Source organism: Sphaerisporangium sp. NPDC049003 (assembly GCF_043197795.1).
Lineage (GTDB): Bacteria > Actinomycetota > Actinomycetes > Streptosporangiales > Streptosporangiaceae > Sphaerisporangium.
This window is the reverse complement of sequence record NZ_JBICTU010000023.1, coordinates 77,842-102,443: the sequence shown is the minus strand read 5'-3', so window position 1 is coordinate 102,443 and position 24,602 is coordinate 77,842. Positions and strand designations below refer to the sequence as shown.

Below are 24,602 nucleotides of genomic sequence, written 5' to 3'. Positions count from 1 at the left end.
CGTCCCATGTCGTCCCCCTACCTGCTCGGACTTCGGCTCAACGGCAGGCGCGTGCTCGTCGTCGGCGGCGGGCGCGTGGCCCAGCGCAGGGTGCCAACCCTGCTCGACGCGGGTGCGTCGGTCACCCTCGTGTCCCCGAGCGTGACCCCGGCCCTCGACGACCTCATCGCCGACGGCCTGATCACGTGGGAGCGCCGGCGCTACCAGGTCGGTGACTGCGACGGCTCATGGCTGGTCCAGGCGTGCACCGACAGCCGGTCCGTCAACGCGGCCATCGCCGCCGAGGCCGAGGCCAAGCGCATCTGGTGCGTACGCGCCGACGACCGCGACGCCTCCGCCGCCTGGACGCCCGCCAGCGGACGGGTCGACGAGATCAGCGTGGCCGTGACCGCCGGAGGCGACCCGCGCCGCGCGGCCGGCATCCGCGACGCCGTAGTGAGCGCCCTGCGCGACGGCACGGTCGACGCCCGCCGCAACCGCTCCAAGCCGGTCGGCGTCGCGCTGGTCGGCGGCGGCCCCGGCGACCCCGGCCTGATCACCGTACGAGGGCGGCAGCTGCTGGCCCAGGCCGACGTGGTCGTGGCCGACCGCCTCGCGCCCCGGGCGCTGCTGGACGAGCTCGCGCCCGACGTCGAGCTGATCGACGCCGCCAAGATCCCATACGGCCGCTACCTCGCCCAGGAGAAGATCAACGAGCTGCTGATCGAGCACGCGCGGCAGGGCAGGTTCGTCGTGCGGCTGAAGGGGGGCGACCCCTTCGTCTTCGGCAGGGGCGGCGAAGAGGCGCTCGCGTGCGCTCGCGCCGGCATCCCCGTCGTGGTCGTGCCCGGGGTCACGAGCGCGGTGGCCGTGCCCGCCGCGGCCGGGGTGCCGGTGACCCACCGGGGAGTCAGCCAGGAGTTCCACGTCATCTCCGTTCACGTGGCGCCGGACGATCCGAAATCAACTGTTGACTGGGCGGGACTGGCGAGATCACCGGGAACCCTGGTACTTCTGATGGCTGTTGAACGAATAGCCATGATCGCTGACACACTCATGCGAGACGGACGTTCGCCGGAAACCCCCGTGATGGTGGTACAGGACGGTACTCTTCCGACCCAGCGAGCTCTGTATGCCAGCCTCTCCACGGTGGCGGAGCGCGTGATCGCCGCTGGGACGCGGCCGCCGGCGATCGTGGTCGTCGGTGACGTCGTCAGGGTCGGCCAGGAGATCGAGATGGTTCGAGCGGAGCGGGTTCCGTGAAATCGACTGCGAAGAAGACGGAGTGCGCCGATGAGCACACCGAGCAGTCAGGTGACGCGGTGATCGAGGGGAGGGACAGCGTCCCCGAGACCCCGGAGGAGCAGACGATAACGTTCCAGGCGATCAGTGCCGGCGACGACGACCCCCGTCACGCCGGAATCCCCGCGAAGCGCGCCCCGGCCGCCTCCGGCCACAAGCCCGCCTCCACCGACGACGCGGTTACGGGTGACCGGGGCACAACCGACGCTGTTAAGGATGACCAGGGCACAAACGAGGACAACGCCGCGACCGGTGACGGGGCCGCGACCGAGGACAACGCCGCGACGGCTGGCGACGGCGCGATCATTGAAGGGCATGTCGGCGCTCGTTCGTCCGACGAGCGCGACGCGCGGTCCGGCGACGCGCGACTCGATGACGAGCGATCGGGTGGCGGGCTTGTGAACGACGCCGGGCCCGGTCCGGCCGCGTTCGATGTGTTCGCCCCGGTCAAGGCACAGGCCGCTCAGGTGACGACCGGGGACGGCGGCACGGGTGAGGCCGCCCCCGGTTGGCCCGCGTTCGACGCTTTCGCCCCGGTGAAGGCGGTGCCGGAGGCCGTCACCGCCGAGGCGCGGGACCTTTCCTCCACTCCGGGGACCGTTTCCGCCGACCCGCTTGACCTCTTACCCGCGCAGAAGGACTTCTCCGACAGTGAGGACATCTCACGCAAGACGGAAGATGCTTCCGCCGCGAAGTCCGACATCTGGGCCGTACAGCAGGACATCCCACCCGCGCCGGAGGACGTCCCACCCGCGCCGGAGGACGTCCCACCCGCGCCGGGGGACGTCTCCGCCGGCGCCGAGGACGTCCCGTCCGTCCCGGAGGGCCTTTCCGCTGGTCCCGAGGACGTCTCAGCCGTACAGCGGGACGTCTCAGCCGATACTGAAGACGTCTCACCCGGTCAGGAGGACGTCTCCGCCGACCTTGAGGACGTCTCGGCCGACGCCGAGGACGTCCTGCCCGTCCCAGAAGACGTCCCCTTCGACCCGTTCAGGGAGACACGGCCGCAGAGCGCCCACACTGAGGCGCGAGCGAGCCACGGCGACACCGGGACCGGGTCGCGCGGTGTGTGGGAGCCTGCCGGGTCCGTCCAGGCGGCCGACGCAGACGGCTCCGATGAGGGCAACGACGGGGACGAGCTCCATGACGGCGACGGCGCTGACGGCAGTGAGCGCCATGACAGCAGTAACAGCAGTGACACCGCTAACGGCAACGAAGGCGGCGAAGACGGCGAAGACGACGAAGACGACGACGGCTTCCAGGTGTCGGAGCGCGTGCGGGAGGTGCCGCTGCCCAAGCCCGTCTCGCGAGCTCTGACGTCCGCGCTCTCCGGCCTGAGGGACAGCGTCACCGGGCTGCGGCTCGGCCTCGACGTGCCCGGGGTCGAGGAGGCGCGCAAGGCCCAGGTCGAGATCCTCGCGCAGATCGAGGACTACGTGATCCCGCGCGTGCACATGAGCACCGCGCCCGCTCTGATCGCCGTCGTCGGCTCCACGGGGGCGGGCAAGTCGACCCTGGTCAACACCCTCGCCGCCGCGAAGGTCAGCTCCACGGGAGTGCGCCGTCCCACCACAGGCACGCCCGTACTGGCCTGCCACCCCGACGACCGCGAGTGGTTCGCCAAGGGCGACGTGCTCGGCGGCATGATCCGCGTCGACAGGCCGGCCACCGACGGGTCTCTCGACACGCTCGTGCTCGCCTCGACCGAGCGGCTTCCCCAGGGTGTGGCCCTGCTCGACACCCCGGACATCGACTCGGTGGTGGAGACCCACCACGAGGTCGCCCACCGCATGCTCGACGCCGCCGACCTGTGGGTGTTCGTCACCACCGCGACCCGCTACGCCGACGCTCCCGCGTGGAGCCTGCTGCGCCTCGCCAAGGAACGCGGCGCCCGCCTGGCCATCGTGCTCTCGCGCGTGCCGGTGAGATCCCGAGAAGTGATCGACAAGCACTTCTCCCGGATGCTCCAGGAGTACGGTCTCGGCGACGTCGAGCGGTTCGTCATCAACGAGGCGACGGTGACCGCGGGGCGCCTTCCCGAGGAGGAGGTCGCCGACCTGCGCATGTGGCTGACCGAGTTTTCGGTCGACGACCAGCGGCGCTCGCAGGCCATCCAGGCGACCCTCGACGGCGTCCTGAACAGCTTCCGCGGCCGCGTCCCCGCTCTGGCACGGCACCTGGAGGCCCAGGTCGCCTTCCGGGCGGAACTCCGGACCGACGTGGACGCCGCTTACATGGGCGCGCTGGCGGAGATCGACGAGGCCACGACCGACGGATCGCTGCTGCGCGGTGAGGTTCTCGCCCGCTGGCAGGACTTCGCGGGCTCCGGCGACCTGATGAAGACCCTGCACCTGCGCCGCCCCGGCCGCATGGCCACCAAGACGAGCCAGCAGGCTCCGGCGCGGCTGCGCGCCTTCAAGTCGGCGCTCCGCTCCGGGCTCGAATCCGTGATCGTCTCCGCGGGGCAGCGGGCCGCCGAGGAGGTCGTCGTCAGGTGGCGCCAGCGCGACGGCGTCGGCGACCGCCTCGCCGCCGCTCCCGGCCTCGGGCGCCCATCGGACGAGTTCGTGCGCCGGGTCGGCCGTACGATCGGAGCCTGGCAGGAACACGTCGTGGCGCTGATCCATTCGGGCGGCGTCACCAAGCGGTCGGTGGCCAAGCTGGTCGCCTTCGACGAGGAGTCGCTCTCGCTGGTCTTCATGATCGGGCTGCTCGGCTACGGAAGCTCTGACGTCGCGACCTCCTCCGGCACGGGCACCCTTCCCGAGCGCCTGCTGCGAGGGGTTCTCGGCGCCGAGTCGCTGCGCGGCATCGGCACCAGGGCGCGCAGCGACCTGCGAGCCCGCATCAGCGTGCTCTTCGACGAGGAGACGCTGCGATACGTCCAGGTGCTCGACGAGGCGGGGATCCCCGACGAGGCCGCCGCCAAGCGGCTCTACCAGGCAACGTACAACCTTGAGGTCGCCCGATGAGTGTCAGCGCCGTGCGTGCCGGGACGACGGACACGCGGAACGAGTTGGGCCACCGGCTCTCGGCACTCGCGAGGCTCGTGGAGCTCGGCCCCGGAAGGGTCGACCCCGCGTTGATCGCCGAGGCCGGGCAGCTGCTGCTCCGCGCGGGTGACCGTCTCAAGCTCTCCGGCGACCACACCGTGGTCGCCCTCGCCGGTGGCACGGGGAGCGGCAAGTCCTCCCTGTTCAACCGCATCTCCGGGCTTGAGCTGTCTCCTACGGGCGTACGCCGGCCGACGACCGCGCGCACCCACGCGTGCGTCTGGGGGCTGGACGGCGCCGGGCCGCTCCTCGACTGGCTCCAGATCCAGTGGCGGCACCGCTTCGCCCGTGCCAGCGCCCTGGATAGGGGAGAGAGCCAGCTCCACGGCCTGATCCTGCTCGACCTGCCCGACCACGACTCGATCAGGGCCATCACCGACCACGAGGCCGACCGGCTGATCCAGGTGGCCGACCTGATCGTGTGGGTGCTCGACCCCCAGAAGTACGCCGACGCGGCCACGCACAACAAGTATGTCGCGGAACTGGCCGGGCACGAGGCGATCACCGTGTTCGCGCTCAACCAGGCCGACCGGCTCGCCCCCGAGGAGCTGGCCGAGTGCGTCGTCGACCTGTCCGACCTGCTGAAGCGGGAGGGCGTCCAGCACCCGCGCATCGTCCCAACCTCGGCGACCACGGGCAGGGGCGTGAACAGCCTCAAGAGCGTGCTGGCCGAGTCCGTCTCCAACCGGCGGGCCGCCGTGCGGCGTCTGGAGGCCGATCTCGACCGCATCATGGTCAAGCTGACCAAGGTGATGCCCGCGCCCGAGGCCATGGCGGTGCAGCCCACCGTCGACCTCGCCAGGCAGGAAGGGCTCACCGACTCCCTGTGCGACGCGGTCGGCGTACCGGCCGTGGGGGAGGCGATGGAGAACGTCTACGGTGTGCGCTCCGTCGACTGGGTGGGCTGGCCGTACGCCCGATGGGCCTCACGGCTGCGGCCCGACCCCATGAACAGCCTTCGCCTCGGCAACGTGCGTGACGAGATCAAGGCCGTGACCGCGGCATCGGTCAGCGCCCAGCCCGCCGAGGTGGAGAACGCCGTTCAGACGCTGGCCGACGGGCTGAGCTCCGGGATGCCGGAGGCCTGGCGGAACGGCGTCCGCGACGCCGCGCGTTCCCAGCTGAACAAGCTGCCCCAGGTCATTTCTGGAGAGCTGAGCGAGATCGCCCCGCGCCTCGACCGGGTGCCCGGATGGTGGTGGCTGCTGAAGATCTGGCAGTACCTCCTGGTCGTGCTGTTCGCCGCAGGAGTCGGCTGGGCGGGGGCGATCCTGCTGTACGGGGTCTTCAAGGTCGGCCGCGAGCCTTCCGACCTGCTGGGTGACGTCTCGGCCCTGCCGTGGCTGGGGTTGATGATGGTCAGCGTGCTCGGGCTGGGCCTGCTTTCTGCCATCTCCAGTCGCAACTTCGTGGTGCTGGGCGCCGGCAAGGAACGCGACCATCTCGAACGGGAGATGCGCCGGCGGATCTCCGCGGTGTCCAAGGACATGGTCATCAAGCCGGTGGAGCAGGAGCTCAGGCGCTACAACGACTTCTTCGCCGCCCTCACCGCCGGCCGCCGCTAACCCACGCCCCTGACCTCAACCGGTACGACCCATCGGTGCCAGGACCACGACAGCGGGGCACCGGCCGCAGCCGGGTTTTCCACAGGGCGGCCGTGCGGCGGGGCGGGAAGTCCACAGAACGCCGCTCGGCGGTCATGGCGGGGCACTGGACCGACAAGCTGACTTCCATGTCGGCGGAGACCGTCCGCCGGCCCGCCATGGGAGGCACGATGAACGACATCTACATCACGCTGAACGGCAACGTCGCCGCCGACCCCCGGCAGTACCACTTCGATGACGGCACCCGTGTCACATCGCTGCGGCTCGCCTCGACGCGACGCGTGTTCGACAAGGCGTCCCAGTCATGGCACGACGGCGAGACCACCTTCTACGCCGTCCGGTGCTATCGGGTCCTGGCCGAAAACGTCGCCCAGTCGATCAAGATCGGGCAGCCGATCGTCGTCCACGGCAAGCTGCGCATCCGGTCGTACGAGCGTGACGGCGAGCGCCGGTTCCTCGCCGAGGTCGAGGCCACATCGGTCGGGCACGACCTGAGGCGTGGCGTCAGCCGCTTCGAGAAGGCCCAGCGCGGACCCTCGACACCCGCTTTCGACAACGTCGCGCGAGAGCGACTCGCCTCCAGCACCCGAGATTGGGAGCTCGTCGGCCCGATCAGCGAGGCCGATGGCTCGGGGTCGGCCCTCACGGGGGCAGACGAAGTCGATCTCTCGCTCAGCGGATCAGCTGAGGGCGGTGATTCCCCGCTCACCCGCGGGGAGAGCGGGGGCGACGTGGCGGAAGATCCGGCCGACACGGAGCCGTGGGCCGATGGCGAGGCCGTCGGACGTCTCGCCGCCTGAGCTCCCATGCCACGAGACGCGTCGGCTGCGCCCTCCACGCACAGCGCGGCCGATGCACCCACCACCTACCCGGCAGCCGGAGGCCTTGATCCATTGAGGCACTGGTTCGAGGCGCGGTGATCCAGCACGTCGGCTTACGCGTCTTTGGCCCGCGTTCGACGGTTGGACGCGTGAGCCTATGAAGCCTGGTCTGCGTCGGGTGGTCGCGCAATCGGGTCCGACCCCCGAGCCGGGCGGGGCGGGTGGCGCCTTGGGCCGGGCGGCGTGGGTTGCACCGCGTTGGGCCAGGTGGGCGGTGGCGCGTGGGCCGGGTCGTCAAGTGGGATGGCGGCGCGTGGGGCCGGGTAGGGCGGCGGCGTGGGGCGGAGTGGGCCTGGTGGGATGGCGCCCCGTTGGTCGGGTGGGGTGGCGGGAGGCGGCGCGTGGGGCCGGGTGGGGGGTGGGGCGGGGGGCCGGGTGGGGTGGGGCGGGTGGTTGTGATGCGCGTCGGGTGGGCCAAGGCTCGTGCCGGAGAGGTCGACCTGCGGTGTCTGAGGTGGGTCGAGCTAGCACGCGGACGCCTTGGAAGGCGGACGCTTGAACAAGGACGCCTTGGAATGCGGACGCTTATAAGGACCCCTTGAATGCGGACGCCTTGAATTAGGTGTCCGTGCGTCCGAATCAGGTCCAGATGATGCCTCGCACCATGGCTGCTCCTTTCCGCAGGGGGCCGCTCAACAGGGAGCGGTCACGTCATGGCCAACGGACGGAGATGGCCGCAGAGCACAACGTAGCGGTTCCCATCGCGAGCCGCACACTCCGCGACTATTGTGTTACACATCGTGAGACGTAGAGTCGAGACAGCGAACCCGTCCCGATGGAAGCGTGCGTTGGGGGATGTGATGACAGCGTCCGGTGAAATCTCGGTCGAGCCACGCGGCGGCATGCTCTCACTAGCCGACCGCTGGCCGTTGCTGGCACAGCCCGCCGTCCTGGTCGTCTATCTGTGCGCCACCGTGGGGCTCGCCCTCTCCGCGGCGGGCTTCCTCGCCACGCAGACCGAGTTCCGCTGGTCGGAGCTCCTGACGTTCGTGGCGCTGATGGCATGTGGAGCGGTCTGCATCGAGGCGACCCGTCGTCTCGGCATGCCGGCCGGTGTGTCCCGCGACCTGCTCTCCGCGTGGTGGCTCCCGGTCGCCTTACTGCTTCCGCCGGTCTACGCCCTGCTGGCACCCCTGCCCCTGCAGTTCCTGCTGCAGATCCGGGTCAGGGCGACGGTGGTCTACAGGCGCGTGTTCAGCGCGGCGGCGATCGGTCTCGCGGCCGGCGCCGCCTCCGTGATCTTCCACTCGCTCGTGCGAGATCCGACGGGCCGGTCGTTCGGGTCGGGCGGACCGATGGCGCTCGCCGTGGGGTGCGCGGTGCTGTTCACCGTGCTCAACACCGCCTTGATCGCCGTCGCGCTCCACATGGCCGACCCCGACACCCGCTGGCGCGACGTCCTGTGGGACCGAGAGAGGGTCCTCCTCGACGTCGTCGAGCTGTGCCTCGGTGTGCTGGTCGCCATCGCGTGCGGGCTCAGCCCCGTACTGCTGGTGCTGACGCTCCCGCCGGTGGTGCTCCTTCAGCGCAGTCTGCTCCACGCCCAGCTCAAGGCCGCCGCCCGCACCGACGCCAAGACCGGGTTGCTCAACGCCACGGCATGGCAGCGGGAGGCCGACACCGAGATCGTCCGGGCTCGTCGCACGGGGGAGACCCTGGCCCTCCTGATCGTCGACATCGACCACTTCAAGCGGGTCAACGACACCTACGGCCACCTGGTCGGCGACCAGGTCCTGGCGGGTGTCGCCACCGCCCTCCGCAGCCAGCTCCGTGACTACGACGTCGTCGGCAGGTTCGGGGGCGAGGAGTTCGTGGTGCTGCTGCCGCGCGCCGACGTCACCGAGGCTCGCCGGGTCGCCGAGCGCCTGCGCTCCCGCGTCGGCCGCATGGCCATCCCCGTGGACGAGGCGATGATCACGGTGACGATCTCCGCCGGAGTCGCGATCATGAGCGTTCACGGTGACGACCTGATCGAGTTGCTCGCCGCGGCCGACCTGGCTCTCTACCGTGCCAAGGAGCTCGGCCGCGACCGCATCTGCCTCCCGGTCGCTCCGGTGCCCGGCCCTCGTGCGCGAGCGGACAACTCCGACGGCGCTATCCCCTAGTCTTAGGAGCATGCCCGAGTACATCTATACGATGCAGCGCGTGCGCAAGGCGCATGGCGACAAGGTCGTCCTCGACGACGTCACGCTGCATTTCCTGCCCGGAGCCAAGATTGGTGTGCTGGGCCCCAATGGCACTGGTAAGTCAACGCTTCTCAAGATGATGGCCGGCCTGGAGCAGCCGTCCAACGGTGACGCCCGGCTCATGCCCGGCTTCACGGTCGGCATGCTGCAGCAGGAGCCCCCGCTCAACGAGTCCAAGACCGTGCTCGGCAACGTCCAGGAGGGGGTCGCCGAGACCCTCGCCATGCGCGCCCGCTTCGAAGAGATCGCCGAGCTGATGGCGACCGACTACAGCGACGAGCTGCTCGCCGAGATGGGCAAGCTGCAGGACGCGCTCGACCACCGCAACGGGTGGGATGTCGACAGCCAGCTCGAACAGGCGATGGACGCCCTCCGCTGCCCGCCGCCGGACGCCGACGTGACCAAGCTGTCGGGTGGTGAGCGCCGCCGGGTGGCGCTCTGCAAGCTGCTGCTGGAGCAGCCCGACCTCCTGCTGCTCGACGAGCCCACCAACCACCTCGACGCCGAGAGCGTCCAGTGGCTGGAGCAGCACCTGGAGAAGTACCCCGGCACCGTCCTCGCCGTCACCCACGACCGCTACTTCCTCGACAGGGTGGCGACGTGGATCCTGGAGCTCGACCGGGGCCGCTGCTACCCCTACGAGGGCAACTACTCCACCTACCTGGAGCAGAAGGCGGCCCGTCTCAAGGTCGAGGGCCAGAAGGACGCCAAGCGCAAGAAGCGCCTGGAGGAGGAGCTCGAGTGGGTGCGCTCCAACGCGCGGGCCCGCCAGACCAAGAGCCGGGCGCGTCTGCAGCGCTACGAGGAGATGGCCGCCGAGGCCGACAAGTTCCGCAAGCTCGACTTCGAAGAGATCCAGATCCCGCCGGGGCCCCGTCTCGGCACCACGGTCATCCGGTCCACCGGCCTCACCAAGGGGTTCGGCGACCGGCTGCTCATGGAGGACCTCTCCTTCGACCTGCCCCGCAACGGCATCGTCGGCATCATCGGTCCCAACGGCGTGGGCAAGACCACCCTGTTCCGTATGATCATGAGCGCCGAGACGCCCGACACCGGTGACATCACGATCGGCGAGACCGTCAAGATCTCGTACGTCGACCAGGGCCGGGGCAACATCGATCCGGCGAAGAACGTCTGGCAGGTCGTCTCCGACGGGCTCGACCACATCAAGGTCGGTCACGTCGAGATGCCCTCCCGGGCCTATATCGCGGCGTTCGGCTTCAAGGGTCCCGACCAGCAGAAGCCCGCGGGCGTCCTGTCCGGTGGAGAGCGCAACCGGCTCAACCTCGCTCTCACGCTCAAGCAGGGCGGCAACGTCCTCCTGCTCGACGAGCCGACCAACGACCTCGACACCGAGACGCTGTCCAGTCTTGAGAACGCCCTGCTGGAGTTCCCGGGTTGTGCGGTGATCACCTCGCACGACCGGTGGTTCCTCGACCGCATCGCCACTCACATCCTCGCGTGGGAGGGCGGCTCGAACTGGTTCTGGTTCGAGGGCAACTTCGCCGACTACGAGAAGAACAAGATCGATCGGCTCGGGGCCGACGCGGCACGTCCGCACCGCGTGACCTACCGCAAGCTCACGCGCGACTGATCGGGAACCTCGATGGGGCGGGCACGCCGACCTGCCCGCCCCATTCGCCCGTCCCCGGCAGTGGCTAGCCGGCCCGCAGCCAGACGGCCGTGTCCGGAGCCAGGGACACCTCGTCCGGCTCCCCGCTGGAGATCAGGATCCCGCCGTGGGGCGGCAGCGGTACGGGCTGCCCGCCGCAGTTGATCACGCAGACCAGCTCGCCGCGTGAGAAGGCGAGCGCGTCGCCGGAGGCGTCGAGCCAGGTGACGGAGCCGGGCAGTGACCCCCGCAGCGACCGGCGCAGCGCCAGCGCCCGGCGGTAGAACGACAGCGTGGAGCCGGGGTCGCCGGCCTGGTGCTCGGCGGTCAGCGGCGCCCACGCCGCGGGCTGGGGAAGCCAGGGTCGTGTGCCCTCCGGGGAGAACCCGAACGGCTCGGCGGCGCCGGACCACGGGATCGGCACGCGGCACCCGTCACGCCCCCGGAGCTCGCCCTTGGAGCGCTTGAAGATCGGGTCCTGCCGCGCCTCCGGGGGAAGATCCTTCACCTCCGGAAGGCCCAGTTCCTCTCCCTGGTACAGATAGGCCGATCCGGGCAGCGCGAGCATCGTCAGCAGGGCGGCGCGAGCGCGCGCGAGCCCGGCGTCCGGATCCAGGGAGCCCTCGCCGTAGCGGGTGACGTGGCGGACGACGTCATGGTTGGAGAGCACCCACGTGGGCGCCGTGACGGCGGCCAGCGTGTCATCGATGATCTTGCGGAACGCCGTCGCGGACCACGGGGCCTCCAGCCAGGCGAAGTTGAAGCTCTGGTGCAGCTCGTCGGGCCGGACGTACAGGGCGAGGTCCTCGGGGGTGTCGGTCCACACCTCTCCCACGGCGGCGCGGTCCCCGGGGTAGGAGTCGAGGACCTTCCGCCACTCGCGGTAGACCTCGTGGACCTCCGGCTGGCTCCAGATGGGCGACCGGGACATGAACCCCTCACCCGAGGGCGGAACGTCGGCGAGATCGGCATCCTTGTAGAGGCCCATCGCGACGTCGATGCGGAACCCGTCGACGCCCCGGTCGAGCCAGAACCGCAGGACGTCCAGGAATTCCTCGTGGACCTCCGGGTTGCGCCAGTTGAAGTCCGGCTGCTCGGGCGCGAACAGGTGGAGGTACCACTGACCGTCGGGCAGGCGGTTCCAGGCGGGCCCGCTGAACACCGAGGTCCAGTTGTTGGGCGGCGCCTCGCCGTCCCGGAAGATGTAACGGTCGCGCTCGGGGCTGCCCGGCGGAGAGGCCAGGGCCGCCTGGAACCACGGATGGGCCGACGAGCTGTGGTTGGGAACGATGTCGACGATCAGCCGAAGGCCGTGGGAGTCGGCGTCGGCGACCAAAGCGTCGAAGTCGGCGAGCGTGCCGAAGAGCGGCTCGACGCCACGGTAGTCGGCGACGTCGTACCCGCCGTCGGCCATGGGGGAGGGTTGGAAGGGGGTCAGCCAGACCGCGTCCACGCCCAGCTCCGCTAGGTAGGGCAGGCGGGAACGGATCCCCTGGAGGTCGCCGACGCCGTCTCCCGAGGCGTCGGCGAAGCTGCGAACGTAGATCTCGTAAACGACGGCATCACGCCACCAAGGGGAGCTATTCACATTTCCTTGGCTGCCCCCTGATCCGGGGACTTATGCGTTCACGAGGCTCTGGGCCGCGTACTGCAGGTAGGTCCAGAGCTTGGTCTCCAGCTCCTCGGGCAACTCCAGCGACTCGACGGCGTCACGCATGTGCTTCAGCCACGCGTCGCGCTCGGCCTCGCCGATGACGAACGGCGCGTGCCGCATGCGCAGCCGGGGGTGGCCACGCCGCAGGCCGTAGGTGTTCGGGCCACCCCAGTACTGGATGAGGAACATGCGCAGCCGTTCCTCGGCCCCGTGAAGATCCTCCTCGGGGTAGAGCGGGCGCAGCAGGGGATCCTCCGCCACGCCCTGGTAGAAGCGGTGTACGAGGCGCTCGAAGGCCTCGGAGCCGCCCACGGCGTCGTAGAGGGACAGGGATTCCGGAGGAGTAGCGGACACGTTCCCAGCCTACTCAGACCCCGGCGAGGGCGACGCCCGCCCGGTCGAGCGCCGACTTGACCCGCAGGCGCAGTTCCCTGGCCACCTCGGCCTGGTGCGCGGGGACCGTCTTCACGGTGATCCTGAAGATCATCGCCTTGTCGGAGATCTGCTCCAGGCCGTACACCTCGGGCTCCTCGACCATCGCGACGTCCCGGAATTCTGGGTCCTCCCAGATGTCCTCCGCGACCTTCTTGAGCAGGTCGCGGATGCCCGAGATGTCGGCGTCGTAGGCCACGGGGACGTCCACCAGAGCCCGGGACCAGCCCTGCGACTCGTTGCCGATGCGGGTGATGGTGCCGTTGCGGACGTACCAGACCCGGCCGTCGGCGTCCCGCAGGCGGGTGATGCGCAGGGTGACGGCCTCGACGGTGCCGACGGCCGCTCCGGTGTCGATCAGGTCGCCCACGCCGTACTGGTCCTCCATCAGCATGAACATGCCGGCGATGAAGTCCTTGACGAGCTCCTGGGCGCCGAAGCCCACGGCCACGCCGAGGATGCCGACGCTGGTCAGGACGGGGGTGAGGTCCATGCCGAAGCGCCCGAGGATCATCAGCACGGCCGTACCGAAGATGATCACGGAGATGAGGCTGCTGAGCACGGAGCCAAGGGTCTCGGCCCGCTGGCGGCGGCGCTCGCTGAGCACGGCCGAGGTGCCGTCGAAGATCGTGACGGTCCTGACGCGGAGACGCTCGGGCATCACCCCGTCGGCGGCCCTCCGGATCACCCGGCCGATCAGCCGGTGCAGGATCGCGCGCACGATGAGGGCGGCCACCACGATGAGGACCAGGCTGATCACCCAGGCCACCGGTGACGCCCAGCCCGCGGGGAGCACGTTGGACAGCGTCACGCACAGCACGTCGTCTCTGCCGCCGGTGCCGCCGCACGTCGCCATCACGGCGTTGGCGGCCTGGTCGGCGAGATCGGCCAGGCCGGTGGGGGTCGGCGAGGGCGAGGGATCTAGGACGGACAGGAACACTCGGTGATCCCCTTCGGATCGGGTCGGCCGGCGGAATCAATTATCGGTACTTGACCTAGACGGAACGGTACTTGACCAAACTGAGTTCGCCGACCGACCCGGCCGCCGTCACGTTACGCCGGGGAAGACGGGAGTGCCCGGGCCCGGGGCCGCGGAGGGCGGGCCCGGACACCCCGGTGGCGTGCGGCCCGGTGCGGGACACGCACCCGGAAGCGTGTCCCGCACCGTTTCCGATCGGGGAGGTCCCCGATCACCATCGGACCCGGAAGAGAACCAGGACCGGTGGCTGTTCGTGTGCGGAGCCGACGGGGTGACCAGCGCCCGGACGGTCGTGTCTCCACGACCCCGAGCGCTCCGCACCGGTCACCCCGCCGGTTCCGAAGAGCCGCGGTGGACACGGGTGGACATGATGACTGCGCTGCACCATGTCCGGTACTCGTGCCTTACTCGCTCACCGCGGCCAGCACTCGGGCGACCTTGGTCGCCGCTCCCGCCGGATCGTCGACCTGGTGCATGCGCTCGCCCCATGACCACCAGTAGTAGGCGGGGGTCGCCTGCGGCCGGCACGTGACGTTCTCGGCGAGGCTGGTGGCATTCGGGTTGATCACGCGGACGAACACCCGCCCTGACTGTGTGTGCACCACCCGGGCGAGCAGCCCCCGAGCGTCGAGCTCGTTGACCAGTCGTTCCAAGTGTTGGAAGCCGTCGTCCACTTCGAGCCTTCCTCTAGTCCGATTCGGCGGCGATGATGCCGGTGAATCGGGGCTGGTTGGCCAAATCTGACTCACCTCGGCCGACGCGGTCAACGAACGTCAGGGGTCTTCCGGGTAAGCGGATATTTCAAGTGGGTTGAAAGAACGCCCCCGGCGGGGGACGATTCTATGCCAGCAGCTCCAATAGTCCATTCACGTCTCGTCTTAACTGGTCCATCATTCTCAATAGACGTAGCGTAGCGCGAGCGCCATGCTACGTCGGCGCAGGTGGGACCGGTCGGAACATGACCAGGACGAGCCGCTGGCCACGAGAGAGGGTCCGGTATGTCCGGCAGACAGCACAAGGAAACGGAGTTAGCTCGGCGAACCCGGGCGCGTGGCCTGGCGGTTGGGCGGAGTACTCCCCGAATCGCCGAAGAGATTTTTGAAGAGTGTACTCCGCATTTCGGGACAACTCGAATCAAATCTCACCGTCTCGCCCATGGCATCGCCCTTGCTGACGTCATCGAACAGGTGCGCGCCTTGTTCGAGCGAGACGGCAAACCGGCACCCGGTATCGGGGAAACGCTTTTGAGCGCTTACGAGAGCGGACTGAAGCGTCCCGGCCCCGAGTACCTCCACTACCTGTGTTCCGTCTACCGGGTCGAACCGCCCGCCCTCGGATACGACGGCCCGTGCATCTGTGGCCACGGCCACCGGATGCCGGGTGTCGTGCGGGGCGGCCTCCAAGAGGTCAAAGCCGACAATTCCCCCGAGTCGCGCGAGCTGTGGATCAAGCCGCCCAGCGACCCCTCTGTGGACGGGGGTGAGGAGGAGGACGAGAACGTGTTACGTAGGACGCTGCTGCAACTGATCGCGGGTAACACCGTGATGCTGAACGAGTCGGTGCTCGGTGCCGCCGACAGCATCCGAAGGCGCATGGACGAGACCCTGGTGTCGACCACTGTTTCCCCCGCCATGCTCGATCACTGGGAAGAGGCCGCGGCCTCTTTCGGCCGGCAGTACATGAACACCCCGCCGTTGCGGCAACTGTGCGACGTGCTCCTGGAGTTCAGCACGGTCCGCCAGGCGATGGAGCGCCACCAGCCGATGGATCTCCAGGAGCGCCTCTGCGCGCTCGCCGCCCGGCTCTCGGGGCTCGCCGGGATCATCATGATCGATCTCGGTGACCAGCGGATGGCCCGCTCGTTCTTCCGCACGTCCCGCTCCGCCGCCGACGAGACCGGCGACCGCGCGCTGCGTGCCTGGGTCACGGCCCGCGAGGCCCTCGTGCCCCTGTTCTACGGCGACCCGCGCGAGGCCCTGAACCTCGCGAAGAAGAGCCGCGACATGGCCGGGCAGACGCCGTGCGCGGCCAAGGCCATGGCCCCGGTCGTGGAGGCCCGCGCGCTTTCCATGCTCGCGAACTCCGGGGGCAAGAAGGACGTGGTCGACCAGGCCAAGCGGGCGCTGTCACGGGCGCGGGCCGCGTTCGCCCAGATGACCCCCGCCCAGCAGGAGGACACGGTCTTCGGCTACACCGAGCGCCAGCTCTACTTCCACCAGGGCGACGCGCTCACCCGGCTCGGTCAGACCATCGAGGCCGACCTGATCCTCGAACAGGCGCTGGAGAAGTACGAAGGCGACCTGCTCGACCAGACGCTCATCCGGTTCGACCAGGCCCAGTGCAGGCTGCTGGAGGGCGACGGCGACGAGGCGCTGCGCATGGGCCTTGAAGCGGTGAGGCAGGTCGGAGGGGATTTCCGCACGGACATCATCACGCGCCGCGCAGACGCCCTGGTCAAGGCGATCCAGGCGAAATGCGGCGACATCACCGGTCTCCAGGAGTTCACGAAGCTCCTGGCCAAGCCGGCCTCCTCGGTTCCTGACCCGGGGGCCGATGCATGACGCTCCTGCTCAGGCGGTATCGCTGGTCGGATCGGGAAGCCGTCTGGGAGCTGCACCGCACGTGCCTCGCGCAGGTCGGTATCACCGACGGCGACGGGGTCTACTACGAGGACGACATCCCGCGGATCAACCAGATCTACCTCGCCGACCGGGGGGAGTTCCTGGTCGGCGAGGTAGAGGGTTCCGGCATCGTGGCCATGGGCGGGTTACGGCGCGTCGACGACGAGACGGCCGAGATGTGCCGCCTGAGGGTCCATCCGGACTTCCAGCGGCGGGGGTTCGGCACCTTGATCATCGATGCCCTTGAGGCGGCCGCGACCAAACTCGGCTACCGCGGGCTGCGCGGGGACACGACCCTGGCGCAGGGCGCCGCTCTGGAGCTCTATCGCAAGTACGGCTGGCGCGAAGTACGCAGGGAGGACAGAGGGGGGCTTGTCGTTGTTTACGGGGAGAAACAGCTAGTCAACCAACCATCGTCGCAACTCCTCCGTTAGGTCCTAAATTTCCCCGCTATGTGGTGCAATCGACGTTTGACGCTTGCGGTTTATCGATTTGTCCGAATAATAAGGTCTTTGTAGCTGAAGACCTGAGGAGGCAAAGCGATGAAGAAGATCATCGTCCGCAAGCCTGGCGTGGTACACCTGACCGGTACCGCGAGTGCGATCCACAAGGGGTGAGTGTCCGCCCTGACCACCTTTGGGTCTATGGAGGGCGTTCGGAGGACCGCCTGAACGTCCTCGCCGGGCTGGGCCTTGCCTCCTGGCCGGCTCCCGTCTTCGACGCTCACCGTCGACTCCGGGGGCCGTACACCTTCGGTGGAGCCCTTCTGTGCGCCCTGGTCCCCGAGGCGTTGAAGCGCTCCCCTGACGTCGTCGCGGAGCACGACATCGAGATCAGATCGGCGGCACCCGATCTTCGCGATCGGGTGCCCGCCCGCCGCGAAACCCTCGACGCCCGTCTTTCCGAGGACGAGCGCATCCTCGTGCCCGCGCCCCGCCGCACTCTGCGGATTGCCAATGGAATCACCGAATTCGTCCGTGACTGCGGGGTGGCGCCCGGTGCTGTCGCCGTCGACAACGTTGATGAGGCCGACGAGACCGATCGCGAACTCCTCGCCACGCTTCTCCGCCGTTTCGACCCCTCGGGTTTGACAATTGTGGTGCTCTCCAGTAAAGCGCCATCTGATTCCTTTCGTGGCCGGATTCTAAAGGCCGAATTATCGACTTCGGGAGAACCGGAAAACCTGACGTCCCGTTATGTCGCTTCCGACGGCACCCTCGACGACCCTCAGGCGCTCGCCGCGTACCACGAGTTGCCCCCCGCGGAGCGGGCCCGGCTGCACGACCTGCGGGCCGGAGAGCTGGCCGCCACGGGGGAGGCGCACTGGTCGTTCGGCGCCATCCCCTACCACCGGGAGCACGGAAGCGACCCTTCGGGCGCCGGTGTCGAAGCGCTCTGGACCGCGCTCGACCACTGCATGCGGGAGGGGTTCTTGGAGGCGGCGGCCGACTTCGGCCTGCGCGGCCTGCGCCTGGCCGCTCCTGACGCGCGCCGATGGTGGAACCTCATCCAGGGCACGGCGACGGCTCTGGCCGGGCTGGGGCGCAGGGACGAGGCCCGTGAGCTGTACGAGCGGGCCCGGCGCACCAGCGTGGACGCGGAGGTCCACTCGGCCTCGGCGTACGGGACGGCCATGCTGGACGCGCGCCACCCGGATCCCGCCAGGCGCGACCTCGGTCGGGCCCAGGGCTGGATCAACGAGGCCATCGCCATCTCCGGCCTGCTGCCCGACCGTTCCGTCCGCGCCTTCAAGCTGGGCTTCGACCTCAACGGCAAAGCACTCATCGAGATGCGCGGCGGACACGCCGACAGGGCGCTCACCCTTGTGGAGTCGGCGATCGAGCTCGCGGACGCCGACCTTCCGCCGGGGCGGCACCTGATCCACCGCATGGTCCTGCGGGCGAACCGCGCGCAGCTCCTCGGAGTGCTCGGACATCCCGGGGAGGCGCTGGCCGACCTGAACGCCGCCATCGCGATCGACCCGACCTATCCCGACTACCACCTGGACCGGGGCAACCTGCTCTTCCAGATGGGACGGCCGGACGCGGCGCTCGCCGACTACGAGATGGCGCTGCGGCTGAGCCCCCCGCTCCCCGAGGGGCACTACAACCGCGCCCAGCTCCTGCTCGCCATGGGGGACCTCGAAGCGGCCAAGGCCGACCTCGACCGCGTGCTGGAGCTCGATCCGGGCTACCTGGACGCCTACATCAACCGGGCCGGCCTGCTCGTGCAGTTCGGCCTCGACGAGCAGGCCCGGGCAGACGTGGACGCGGGCCTGGCCCTCGCCCCCGGCAACCCTCACCTGTCGTGCCTGCTCGGCCAGCTGGAGACCTCCGCGGGGCGCTACGAGGAGGCGAGGGCCGCGTTCGAGGTGGCGATCTCCGGGGCCCCCGGCCTCGCGCCGGCCTGGGCCAGCCGCGCGAGCCTGAGGTACGAGAAGGGCGACCTCCAGGGAGCCGTGGCGGACCTCACGCACGCGATAGAGCTGGAGGAGGACGCGGCCCTCTACTTCAACCGGGCGACCGCGCTCAGGGGCCTCGGCAGGCTCACCGAGGCCCTGGACGACCTCAACCGCGCCCATGCCCTTGATCCCGAGGACCCGGACGTCGTCAAGGCCCTCCACGAGGCGACCTGAGCTCACTCCTGGAGAAGTAGGGCGATCACCTCGATCATCGCGGGCGGCTCGACCGGGTCGGGAAGTGACGCCAGCTCGGCCGGGGACAGCCACGCGTGACCGAGGTAGGTGTCCCGCTCCTCGCCGGTGAGCGTCGCGGGGACGACCTCGGGGGTCCCGGCGAAGCGGGCGAGGTAGAACGGCTCGACCTTCACGTAGTGGACGCCGAGCCAGTGGTAGTCCCGCTCGACCGGCACCCACATGTCGATCACCGCCTCGCCGGGCAGGCCGGTCTCCTCGTACAGCTCCCGGCGCGCGGCAGAAAGCGGGGTCTCGCCGGGGTCGAGGCCGCCGCCCGGCGGCTCCCAGAAGACCCTGCCGCTGACGAGATCGCGCCAGTGCATGAGAAGGATCCGGCCCTGGCCGTCCACGCAGACCACCCGGGCGGCGGGCCGGTCACTGATCGTCGTCACCGGCAGGCCTACGCCTCGGGCTCACCGGGTTTCTTCGGGGGCTCGGGGGGCTCGGGGGGCTCCGGGCTGAGGGAGGCGTCGGGCTCGTCGAAGCCTTCCGGCCAGGTGTTGGCGCCGACGATCCGCCAGAACTCGTCGGGGCGGCGAGCGGCCTGGCGCATGCTCTGTTCCTGCAGTTCGGCGGCGATGACGCGCTGCTCCTCGTAGGCGCCCTTCATCGCGTCGAGCCACTCCACCGGGTCGATCCCCGCCTCCTCGGCCGACCTGAGCGCCATGTCGGCGTACTGCTCCGGGGTGGCGTTGAACCTCCAGCCGGTCAGCTCCGTCAGCTGCTCGTCGGTGAGCTCGCCGCGCTGCCAGGCGATCGCCTCCGCCAGGTGCTCCGCCACGAAGACGGCGTTGACGTACCCAGGGAGCATCGCGGCGAGCGCGACCGCCGCTCGCTTCTCCTCCGGTGACAATGTGTCCCACTTGAGCACCCGCCGGCTCCTCTCCGCTCGTCCGGGCGCCACTGTACTTCCCGTGCTCGTACGTCCCGTCGGAGCACCGCCGTGGGGGATGGTGGTCAGTCGGAGACCACGAGATCGGTCAGGTCCACATGCTGGGAGAGCTCGGTGACATCCGTGTAGTAGGCCACGTACTCGTGCCCTCTGCGCACCCGCAGCCAGGGTTGGTTGCCGAGGACGAGCGCCTCGACCTCAAATCCTCTGCTGTCCACCCATTTCACGTCATAGAGGCTATGAAGCGGCAGGTCAACAGGGGGCAACAGGCGCAAATGCATTGCGTCTTCGTACCGTCGTGCGACCGTAATGCGTCGCCGGACGATCACGTCCACCCGGTGATCACACCACGGGGACGGCCCCGGCGCCCGGACGGCAGCGAAGTGGCCCGCCCAACCTGGGGAAGGAGGGATCGCGAGGACGCCAGGGAGCGGTAACCTGCCTCAACGCGAGCGAAGGGGTGAGTAGTCGGTGAGTTCCGAATACGTGCTGACCTTGTCCTGCCCGGACAGGCCCGGCGTGGTCGCGGCCGTCTCCGGCCTGCTGGCCGCACGGGGCTGCAACATCACCGAGAGCCAGCAGTTCGGCGACGCGGTCGAGGGGCGCTTCTTCATGCGCGTGCAGTTCACCGCCGCCCTCCCCGAGGACGAGCTTCGCGGGGCCCTCACCGCGCTCGCCCCCGAGTTCGCCATGGAGCTCCGGCTGCACGACCTCGCCGTCAGGCCGAGGGTGCTCGTGATGGTGAGCAAGCTCGGCCACTGCCTCAACGATCTCCTCTACCGGATGCGCTCGGGGCTGCTGGAGATCGACATCGTGGCCGTCGTCTCCAACCACCCCGACCTGCGACCCCTCACCCAGTCGTACGGCATCGACTACCACCACCTGCCGGTGACGCAGGAGACCAAGCCCCGTCAGGAGGCCGAGGTCCTCACGCTGGTGGAGCACTATCGCGCCGACCTGGTGGTGCTGGCCCGCTACATGCAGGTGCTCTCGGAAGATCTGTGCTCCAAGCTGTCCGGCAAGGTGATCAACATCCACCACTCGTTCCTGCCGTCCTTCAAGGGCGCCAAGCCGTACCACCAGGCGCACTCACGCGGCGTGAAGCTGATCGGCGCGACCGCGCACTATGTCACGGCCGACCTCGACGAGGGCCCGATCATCGAGCAGGAGGTGGCCAGGGTGAACCACACCCACTCTCCCGAGGACCTGGCCGCCATGGGCCGCGACGTGGAGCGTCTGGCGCTGTCCAGGGCCGTGCGATGGCACGCCGAGCAGCGCGTGCTGCTCGACGGCCACAAGACGGTCGTCTTCCCCCGCTAGGCCGCCGGAGCCGGGCCGCCGGTCCCTGAGGCCAAGTCCGTCATGCCCTTGCTGCGCGATCTCAGCGGGGTGTGGGGGTTCAGTCGGCGAGGCCGGTGTGCCGGGCGAGGAACGCGAGCTGGTCGGCCATGAGCTCGACCGAGCGGCTGACCGCGCGGGCCCCGTGGCCGACCTCGCTCTCGTTGCGCAGCAGGATGGGCCGGTCGTCGGCCGCCTGCGCGTGCTGGAGCGCGGCGCACATCTTCCATGCGTGCAAAGGATGCACCCGGGTGTCGGAGCCGAAGACCATGAACAGCGTCGCGGGGTACTCGACGCCCTCGCGGACGTGGTGGTACGGGGAGTAGTCCCACAGCCAGGCGAACTCCTCGGGAACGTCGGCCGAGCCGTACTCGACGTTCCAGGTGGCGCCGAGGCCGTACTTCTCGTACCGGATCATGTCGAGGAGCGGCGCCGAGCAGGCCACCGCGGCGTACAGCTCGGGCCGCTGGGTGAGGGCGGCCCCGACCAGCAGGCCGCCGTTCGACCCTCCGGAGATCGCGAGCTGGGCGGGCGTGGTGACGCCGGTGGAGATCAGGTGCTCGGCCGCGGCGTGCAGGTCGTCGAAGACGTTCTGCTTGCCGGCGAGCATGCCCGCCCGGTGCCACTCCTCGCCCTGCTCGCCGCCGCCGCGCAGCTGCGCGACCGCGTAGACACCGCCGGCCTCCACCCACGAAAGGATCGCGGAGGAGAACCCCGGGGTCATGGACACGCCGAAGCCGCCGTAGCCGTAAAGGATCGTCGGCCGGGGGCCGGTGCCCGGACGGGACACCACGATCATGTGGACCTCGGTGCCGTCGGCGGAGCGATAGACGACCTGCTCGGTGTTCACCTCGGGGACCTCGACGGCGCCGGGCGAGGCCGCCCAGAGCGTGGTCTCGCCGGTGCGGGCGTCGTAGCGCTGGATGCTCGCCGGGGTGGTGTTGTCGGTGTAGCCGAACCAGGCCTCGTGGCCGCCCTCGGGCCGCTCGGTGATGCCGCCGATCGTGCCGAGCCCGGGGGTCGGCACCTCGCCGATCTTCTCTCCGCTGGCCAGGTCGTGGACGGAGATCTCGCTGATGGCGTGCCGTGTCCAGCCCACGAGCATCACGGGCCGGTCGAGGTCGTCGAGGATCGCGAAGTCGGACAGCACCGCCTCGGGGTCCTCGGGGATGAGGTCGCGCCAGCCGTCGTACCCGGGGTGGTCGGGGGAGGCGACGCAGACGCGGGCGCGCGGGGCGTCGCGGTCGGTGAAGACGTACAGCCGCCCGTCACGGCCGAACAGGAGCCCGGTCTGAGCGTCCACATCCTCCTGGACGGTGACCAGCCGCGGGGCCTCAAGGGAGGAGGCGGACAGATCGGCGATCCACAGGTCGTTGCGCGGAGCCGTGCCGCGGGAGGCGGAGATCGTGAGCCACCGGCCGTCCTTGGAGACCGAGACGCCGTAGTAGTTGGTCTTCTCCAGCCCCTCGCCGAAGACCATGACGTCCTGCTCGGCGGGCGCGCCGACGCGGTGGAGGTAGACGCGGCGGTGGTACTGGTCTTCGCCGTCGGGCACCTCGCTCGCGGGGAGCCTGCGCACGTAGTAGAACGCCTCGCCGCCGGGCAGCCAGGCGATGGGGGAGTAGCGGCACCGGTCGATCGGACCGTCGAGCCGCTCGCCGCTCACGACGTCGATCACGTGGAGCTGGGACTCCTCGTCGCCGCCCACCGAGATCTGGTAGGCGAGCTGACGGCCCTCCTTGTCGGGCTGCCAGGAGTCGATGGTGGTCAGCCCTGAGGAGTCCATGCCCATGGGGTCGAGGAGCACCTGCTCTACACCGTCGGCACCGACGGTGTAGAGCACGGCGTGCTCCTGGTCGGGGGTGCGGCGCATGAAGAAGTGCCGGTCTCCCCGCCACGCCGGAGCGCCGACCGTGCCCGAGCGCACCAGCTCGGCGATGCGGGCGTGGAAGCCCTCTCGCACCTGTGACGCGGCCATCGCCTTGGTGAACAGCTCGCCCTGCGCGTCGAGCCATTCCTTCACCGCGGGCTGCTCGGAGTCTTCCAGCCAGCGGTACGGGTCGGGCACCGGCGTGCCGTGGTAGTCGTCCACCACGTCGTCGCGGCGTGCGTTCGGGTAAGGCTCTCGCGTCATGTAGGCGAGCTTATGGCACCCCCGTTACCCGTCGTGGTACATCGTTTTGGGAAGCCCTTCGCTTGTGGCGGAAGCGGCAGATCATCATGGTTCGGGAGTGATCTTTGCCTAATAGGTTTGCTAAGTGGGGTGAACCGGACATAAACCGGAAGGCGGGGTCCGGAAGACACGACCGTTAATTGGGGTGGCGGGAGAGTCGACCGAAAGGCCACACTTGCTGAAGGGCGGTGCCGTGGAACCCATCCGCTGGGCCGTCCGGCGGAGGTCCACGTGACGGAAGCATCTGGAGCCCAAGACGACGGGCCGCAAATCGGGGTGTGCCGCGGCGCATCCCCCTCTTCGGACCGCACGGCGGGAGAGGCCCGCTGATGCGCCAGGTCCTGCTACTCAACGCCACTTTCGAACCGCTCACCACCCTCAACCTGCATCGGGCCGTCGTGCTGGTGATCAGGGAGAAGGCGGACGTCGTGCACCGTGACGGCCGGGGCGCGGTGCTGCGCTCGGCCTCGTGCACGCTGGACGTGCCCTCGGTCATCCGGCTACGGCGCTACGTCCGCATCCCATACCGGTCACGCATCCCGCTGACCAGGGCCGCGCTCATGCGCAGGGACGACTACCGTTGCGCCTACTGTGGCCAGCGCGCCGAGACCATCGACCACGTGCTGCCCCGCTCCCGAGGCGGGCTGCACACCTGGGAGAACTGCGTCGCCTCCTGCATGCCCTGCAACCACCGCAAGGCGGACCGGCTGCTGGAGGAGATCGGGTGGTCGCTGCGCGTCACCCCGGTGGTGCCGCATGGCGTCCACTGGCGCCTCATCGGCGCCCAGTTCGACGGCGACCCCCAATGGGCGCCCTACCTGGTGGAAACCGCCGCCTGACCCCCGCCTCCGGGGCTGGACACCCCCCCGCACCGATCCTCGGGCGGGGTTTCCTCCTCCGACGACCTCGACCCGAGGGTCCCGGCACGTCGTACCCTGATGGCATGCCGCGTTACGACTACCGCTGCCGGGCCTGCGGATCCACGTTCGAGCTCTCCCGGCCCATGTCCGCCTCCAGCGAGGCCGCCCTCTGCCCGGAGGGGCACGAGGACACCGTGAAGCTCCTGTCCACGGTCGCCGTCACGGGCGGCGCCTCGGCGCCCCGCCCCAGTGGTGGCGGCGGTGGTTGCTGCGGCGGTGGTTGCTGCGGCTGACCGAGCGAGCACCCCGCCCCGAGCCTGAGCGGCCGGCGACCCCGAGCC

General features: G+C 69.6%; 20 protein-coding genes. 12 read left to right on the top strand and 8 right to left on the bottom strand.

Annotated elements, in window-relative coordinates; translation table 11 throughout:
* Nucleotides 1-6 precede the first annotated feature (6 nt).
* The 6 genes from cobA to ettA all read left to right on the top strand — a co-directional run bounded on the left by cobA (nt 7) and on the right by ettA (nt 10,599).
* Complete coding sequence (gene cobA / locus ACGFIV_RS24885; protein ID WP_358550334.1) at nt 7-1,242, top strand: uroporphyrinogen-III C-methyltransferase; 1,236 nt, start codon at nt 7-9, stop codon at nt 1,240-1,242.
* Nucleotides 1,239-4,253 carry a GTPase gene (locus ACGFIV_RS24880; protein WP_392837927.1) on the top strand — a complete coding sequence of 1,005 codons (3,015 nt, stop codon included), beginning with the start codon at nt 1,239-1,241 and terminating at the stop codon, nt 4,251-4,253. The genes cobA and ACGFIV_RS24880 overlap by 4 nt, the downstream gene beginning before the upstream one ends.
* A complete protein-coding gene (locus tag ACGFIV_RS24875) occupies nt 4,250-5,899 on the top strand; it encodes a GTPase (protein WP_358559780.1) in 1,650 nt (549 codons plus the stop codon). Before ACGFIV_RS24880 ends, ACGFIV_RS24875 begins: the two co-directional genes overlap by 4 nt.
* Nucleotides 5,900-5,934: 35 nt before the next feature.
* Nucleotides 5,935-6,738: a single-stranded DNA-binding protein gene (locus ACGFIV_RS24870; protein ID WP_358559778.1), complete on the top strand. Its 804-nt coding sequence runs from the start codon at nt 5,935-5,937 to the stop codon at nt 6,736-6,738.
* An 881-nt stretch (nt 6,739-7,619) separates the two neighbouring features.
* Complete coding sequence (locus tag ACGFIV_RS24865) at nt 7,620-8,924, top strand: GGDEF domain-containing protein (RefSeq protein WP_358559776.1); 1,305 nt, start codon at nt 7,620-7,622, stop codon at nt 8,922-8,924.
* A gap of 10 nt (nt 8,925-8,934) precedes the next feature.
* Nucleotides 8,935-10,599, top strand: a complete 1,665-nt coding sequence (gene ettA / locus ACGFIV_RS24860; RefSeq protein ID WP_358559774.1) for an energy-dependent translational throttle protein EttA — start codon at nt 8,935-8,937, stop codon at nt 10,597-10,599.
* Nucleotides 10,600-10,663: 64 nt separating this feature from the next.
* On the opposite strand, the gene ACGFIV_RS24855 is transcribed toward ettA, so the two are convergent.
* The 4 genes from ACGFIV_RS24855 to ACGFIV_RS24840 form a co-directional block, all read right to left on the bottom strand.
* Complete coding sequence (locus ACGFIV_RS24855) at nt 10,664-12,205, bottom strand: glycoside hydrolase family 13 protein (RefSeq protein ID WP_358559772.1); 1,542 nt, start codon at nt 12,203-12,205, stop codon at nt 10,664-10,666.
* 30 nt (nt 12,206-12,235) lie between these two features.
* The gene (locus ACGFIV_RS24850) at nt 12,236-12,625 is read right to left on the bottom strand and encodes a globin (protein WP_358559770.1); all 390 of its coding nucleotides are present in this window, start codon (nt 12,623-12,625) and stop codon (nt 12,236-12,238) included.
* A 13-nt stretch (nt 12,626-12,638) separates the two neighbouring features.
* Nucleotides 12,639-13,643: a mechanosensitive ion channel family protein gene (locus ACGFIV_RS24845; RefSeq protein WP_358559768.1), complete on the bottom strand. Its 1,005-nt coding sequence runs from the start codon at nt 13,641-13,643 to the stop codon at nt 12,639-12,641.
* Between the two features lie 443 nt (nt 13,644-14,086).
* Nucleotides 14,087-14,356, bottom strand: coding sequence for a hypothetical protein (locus ACGFIV_RS24840; RefSeq protein WP_358559784.1), 270 nt, complete (start codon nt 14,354-14,356; stop codon nt 14,087-14,089).
* Between the two features lie 570 nt (nt 14,357-14,926).
* Here ACGFIV_RS24840 and ACGFIV_RS24835 point away from each other — a divergent pair.
* The 3 genes from ACGFIV_RS24835 to ACGFIV_RS24825 all read left to right on the top strand — a co-directional run bounded on the left by ACGFIV_RS24835 (nt 14,927) and on the right by ACGFIV_RS24825 (nt 18,938).
* Nucleotides 14,927-16,243, top strand: a complete 1,317-nt coding sequence (locus tag ACGFIV_RS24835; RefSeq protein WP_358559786.1) for an XRE family transcriptional regulator — start codon at nt 14,927-14,929, stop codon at nt 16,241-16,243.
* Complete coding sequence (locus tag ACGFIV_RS24830; protein WP_358559788.1) at nt 16,240-16,737, top strand: GNAT family N-acetyltransferase; 498 nt, start codon at nt 16,240-16,242, stop codon at nt 16,735-16,737. The genes ACGFIV_RS24835 and ACGFIV_RS24830 overlap by 4 nt, the downstream gene beginning before the upstream one ends.
* Nucleotides 16,738-16,916: 179 nt before the next feature.
* A complete protein-coding gene (locus tag ACGFIV_RS24825; protein ID WP_358559790.1) occupies nt 16,917-18,938 on the top strand; it encodes a tetratricopeptide repeat protein in 2,022 nt (673 codons plus the stop codon).
* A 2-nt stretch (nt 18,939-18,940) separates the two neighbouring features.
* Here the strand turns inward: ACGFIV_RS24825 and ACGFIV_RS24820 are convergent, their stop codons facing one another.
* The 3 genes from ACGFIV_RS24820 to ACGFIV_RS24810 all read right to left on the bottom strand — a co-directional run bounded on the left by ACGFIV_RS24820 (nt 18,941) and on the right by ACGFIV_RS24810 (nt 20,117).
* Nucleotides 18,941-19,390 (bottom strand): NUDIX domain-containing protein, encoded by a 450-nt coding sequence (locus ACGFIV_RS24820; RefSeq protein ID WP_358559792.1) that lies wholly within the window; start codon nt 19,388-19,390, stop codon nt 18,941-18,943.
* Nucleotides 19,391-19,398: 8 nt separating this feature from the next.
* Nucleotides 19,399-19,869, bottom strand: a complete 471-nt coding sequence (locus ACGFIV_RS24815) for a hypothetical protein (RefSeq protein WP_358559794.1) — start codon at nt 19,867-19,869, stop codon at nt 19,399-19,401.
* Between the two features lie 86 nt (nt 19,870-19,955).
* Entirely contained in the window at nt 19,956-20,117 is a 162-nt protein-coding gene (locus tag ACGFIV_RS24810) for a hypothetical protein (RefSeq protein WP_358559796.1), read from the bottom strand.
* 244 nt (nt 20,118-20,361) lie between these two features.
* On the opposite strand from ACGFIV_RS24810, the gene purU reads away from it, so the two are divergent.
* A complete protein-coding gene (gene purU / locus ACGFIV_RS24805; protein ID WP_392837920.1) occupies nt 20,362-21,210 on the top strand; it encodes a formyltetrahydrofolate deformylase in 849 nt (282 codons plus the stop codon).
* Nucleotides 21,211-21,289: 79 nt separating this feature from the next.
* On the opposite strand, the gene ACGFIV_RS24800 is transcribed toward purU, so the two are convergent.
* Entirely contained in the window at nt 21,290-23,362 is a 2,073-nt protein-coding gene (locus tag ACGFIV_RS24800; RefSeq protein ID WP_358559800.1) for a prolyl oligopeptidase family serine peptidase, read from the bottom strand.
* Between the two features lie 368 nt (nt 23,363-23,730).
* Between ACGFIV_RS24800 and ACGFIV_RS24795 the strand changes: the two genes are divergently transcribed.
* A complete protein-coding gene (locus tag ACGFIV_RS24795; RefSeq protein ID WP_358559802.1) occupies nt 23,731-24,240 on the top strand; it encodes an HNH endonuclease in 510 nt (169 codons plus the stop codon).
* A gap of 104 nt (nt 24,241-24,344) precedes the next feature.
* The gene (locus ACGFIV_RS24790; protein WP_392837917.1) at nt 24,345-24,554 is read left to right on the top strand and encodes a zinc ribbon domain-containing protein; all 210 of its coding nucleotides are present in this window, start codon (nt 24,345-24,347) and stop codon (nt 24,552-24,554) included.
* Nucleotides 24,555-24,602: the final 48 nt, after the last annotated feature.

Bases quoted from the DNA above. Each gene is read 5' to 3' on its own strand.
- ACGFIV_RS24795 (WP_358559802.1), top strand. From the start codon at position 23,731: ATGCGCCAGGTCCTGCTACTCAACGCCACTTTCGAACCGCTCACCACC.
- ACGFIV_RS24875 (WP_358559780.1), top strand. From the start codon at position 4,250: ATGAGTGTCAGCGCCGTGCGTGCCGGGACGACGGACACGCGGAACGAG.
- ACGFIV_RS24790 (WP_392837917.1), top strand. From the start codon at position 24,345: ATGCCGCGTTACGACTACCGCTGCCGGGCCTGCGGATCCACGTTCGAG.
- ACGFIV_RS24830 (WP_358559788.1), top strand. From the start codon at position 16,240: ATGACGCTCCTGCTCAGGCGGTATCGCTGGTCGGATCGGGAAGCCGTC.
- ettA (WP_358559774.1), top strand. From the start codon at position 8,935: ATGCCCGAGTACATCTATACGATGCAGCGCGTGCGCAAGGCGCATGGC.
- cobA (WP_358550334.1), top strand. From the start codon at position 7: ATGTCGTCCCCCTACCTGCTCGGACTTCGGCTCAACGGCAGGCGCGTG.
- ACGFIV_RS24865 (WP_358559776.1), top strand. From the start codon at position 7,620: ATGACAGCGTCCGGTGAAATCTCGGTCGAGCCACGCGGCGGCATGCTC.
- ACGFIV_RS24800 (WP_358559800.1), bottom strand. From the start codon at position 23,362: ATGACGCGAGAGCCTTACCCGAACGCACGCCGCGACGACGTGGTGGAC.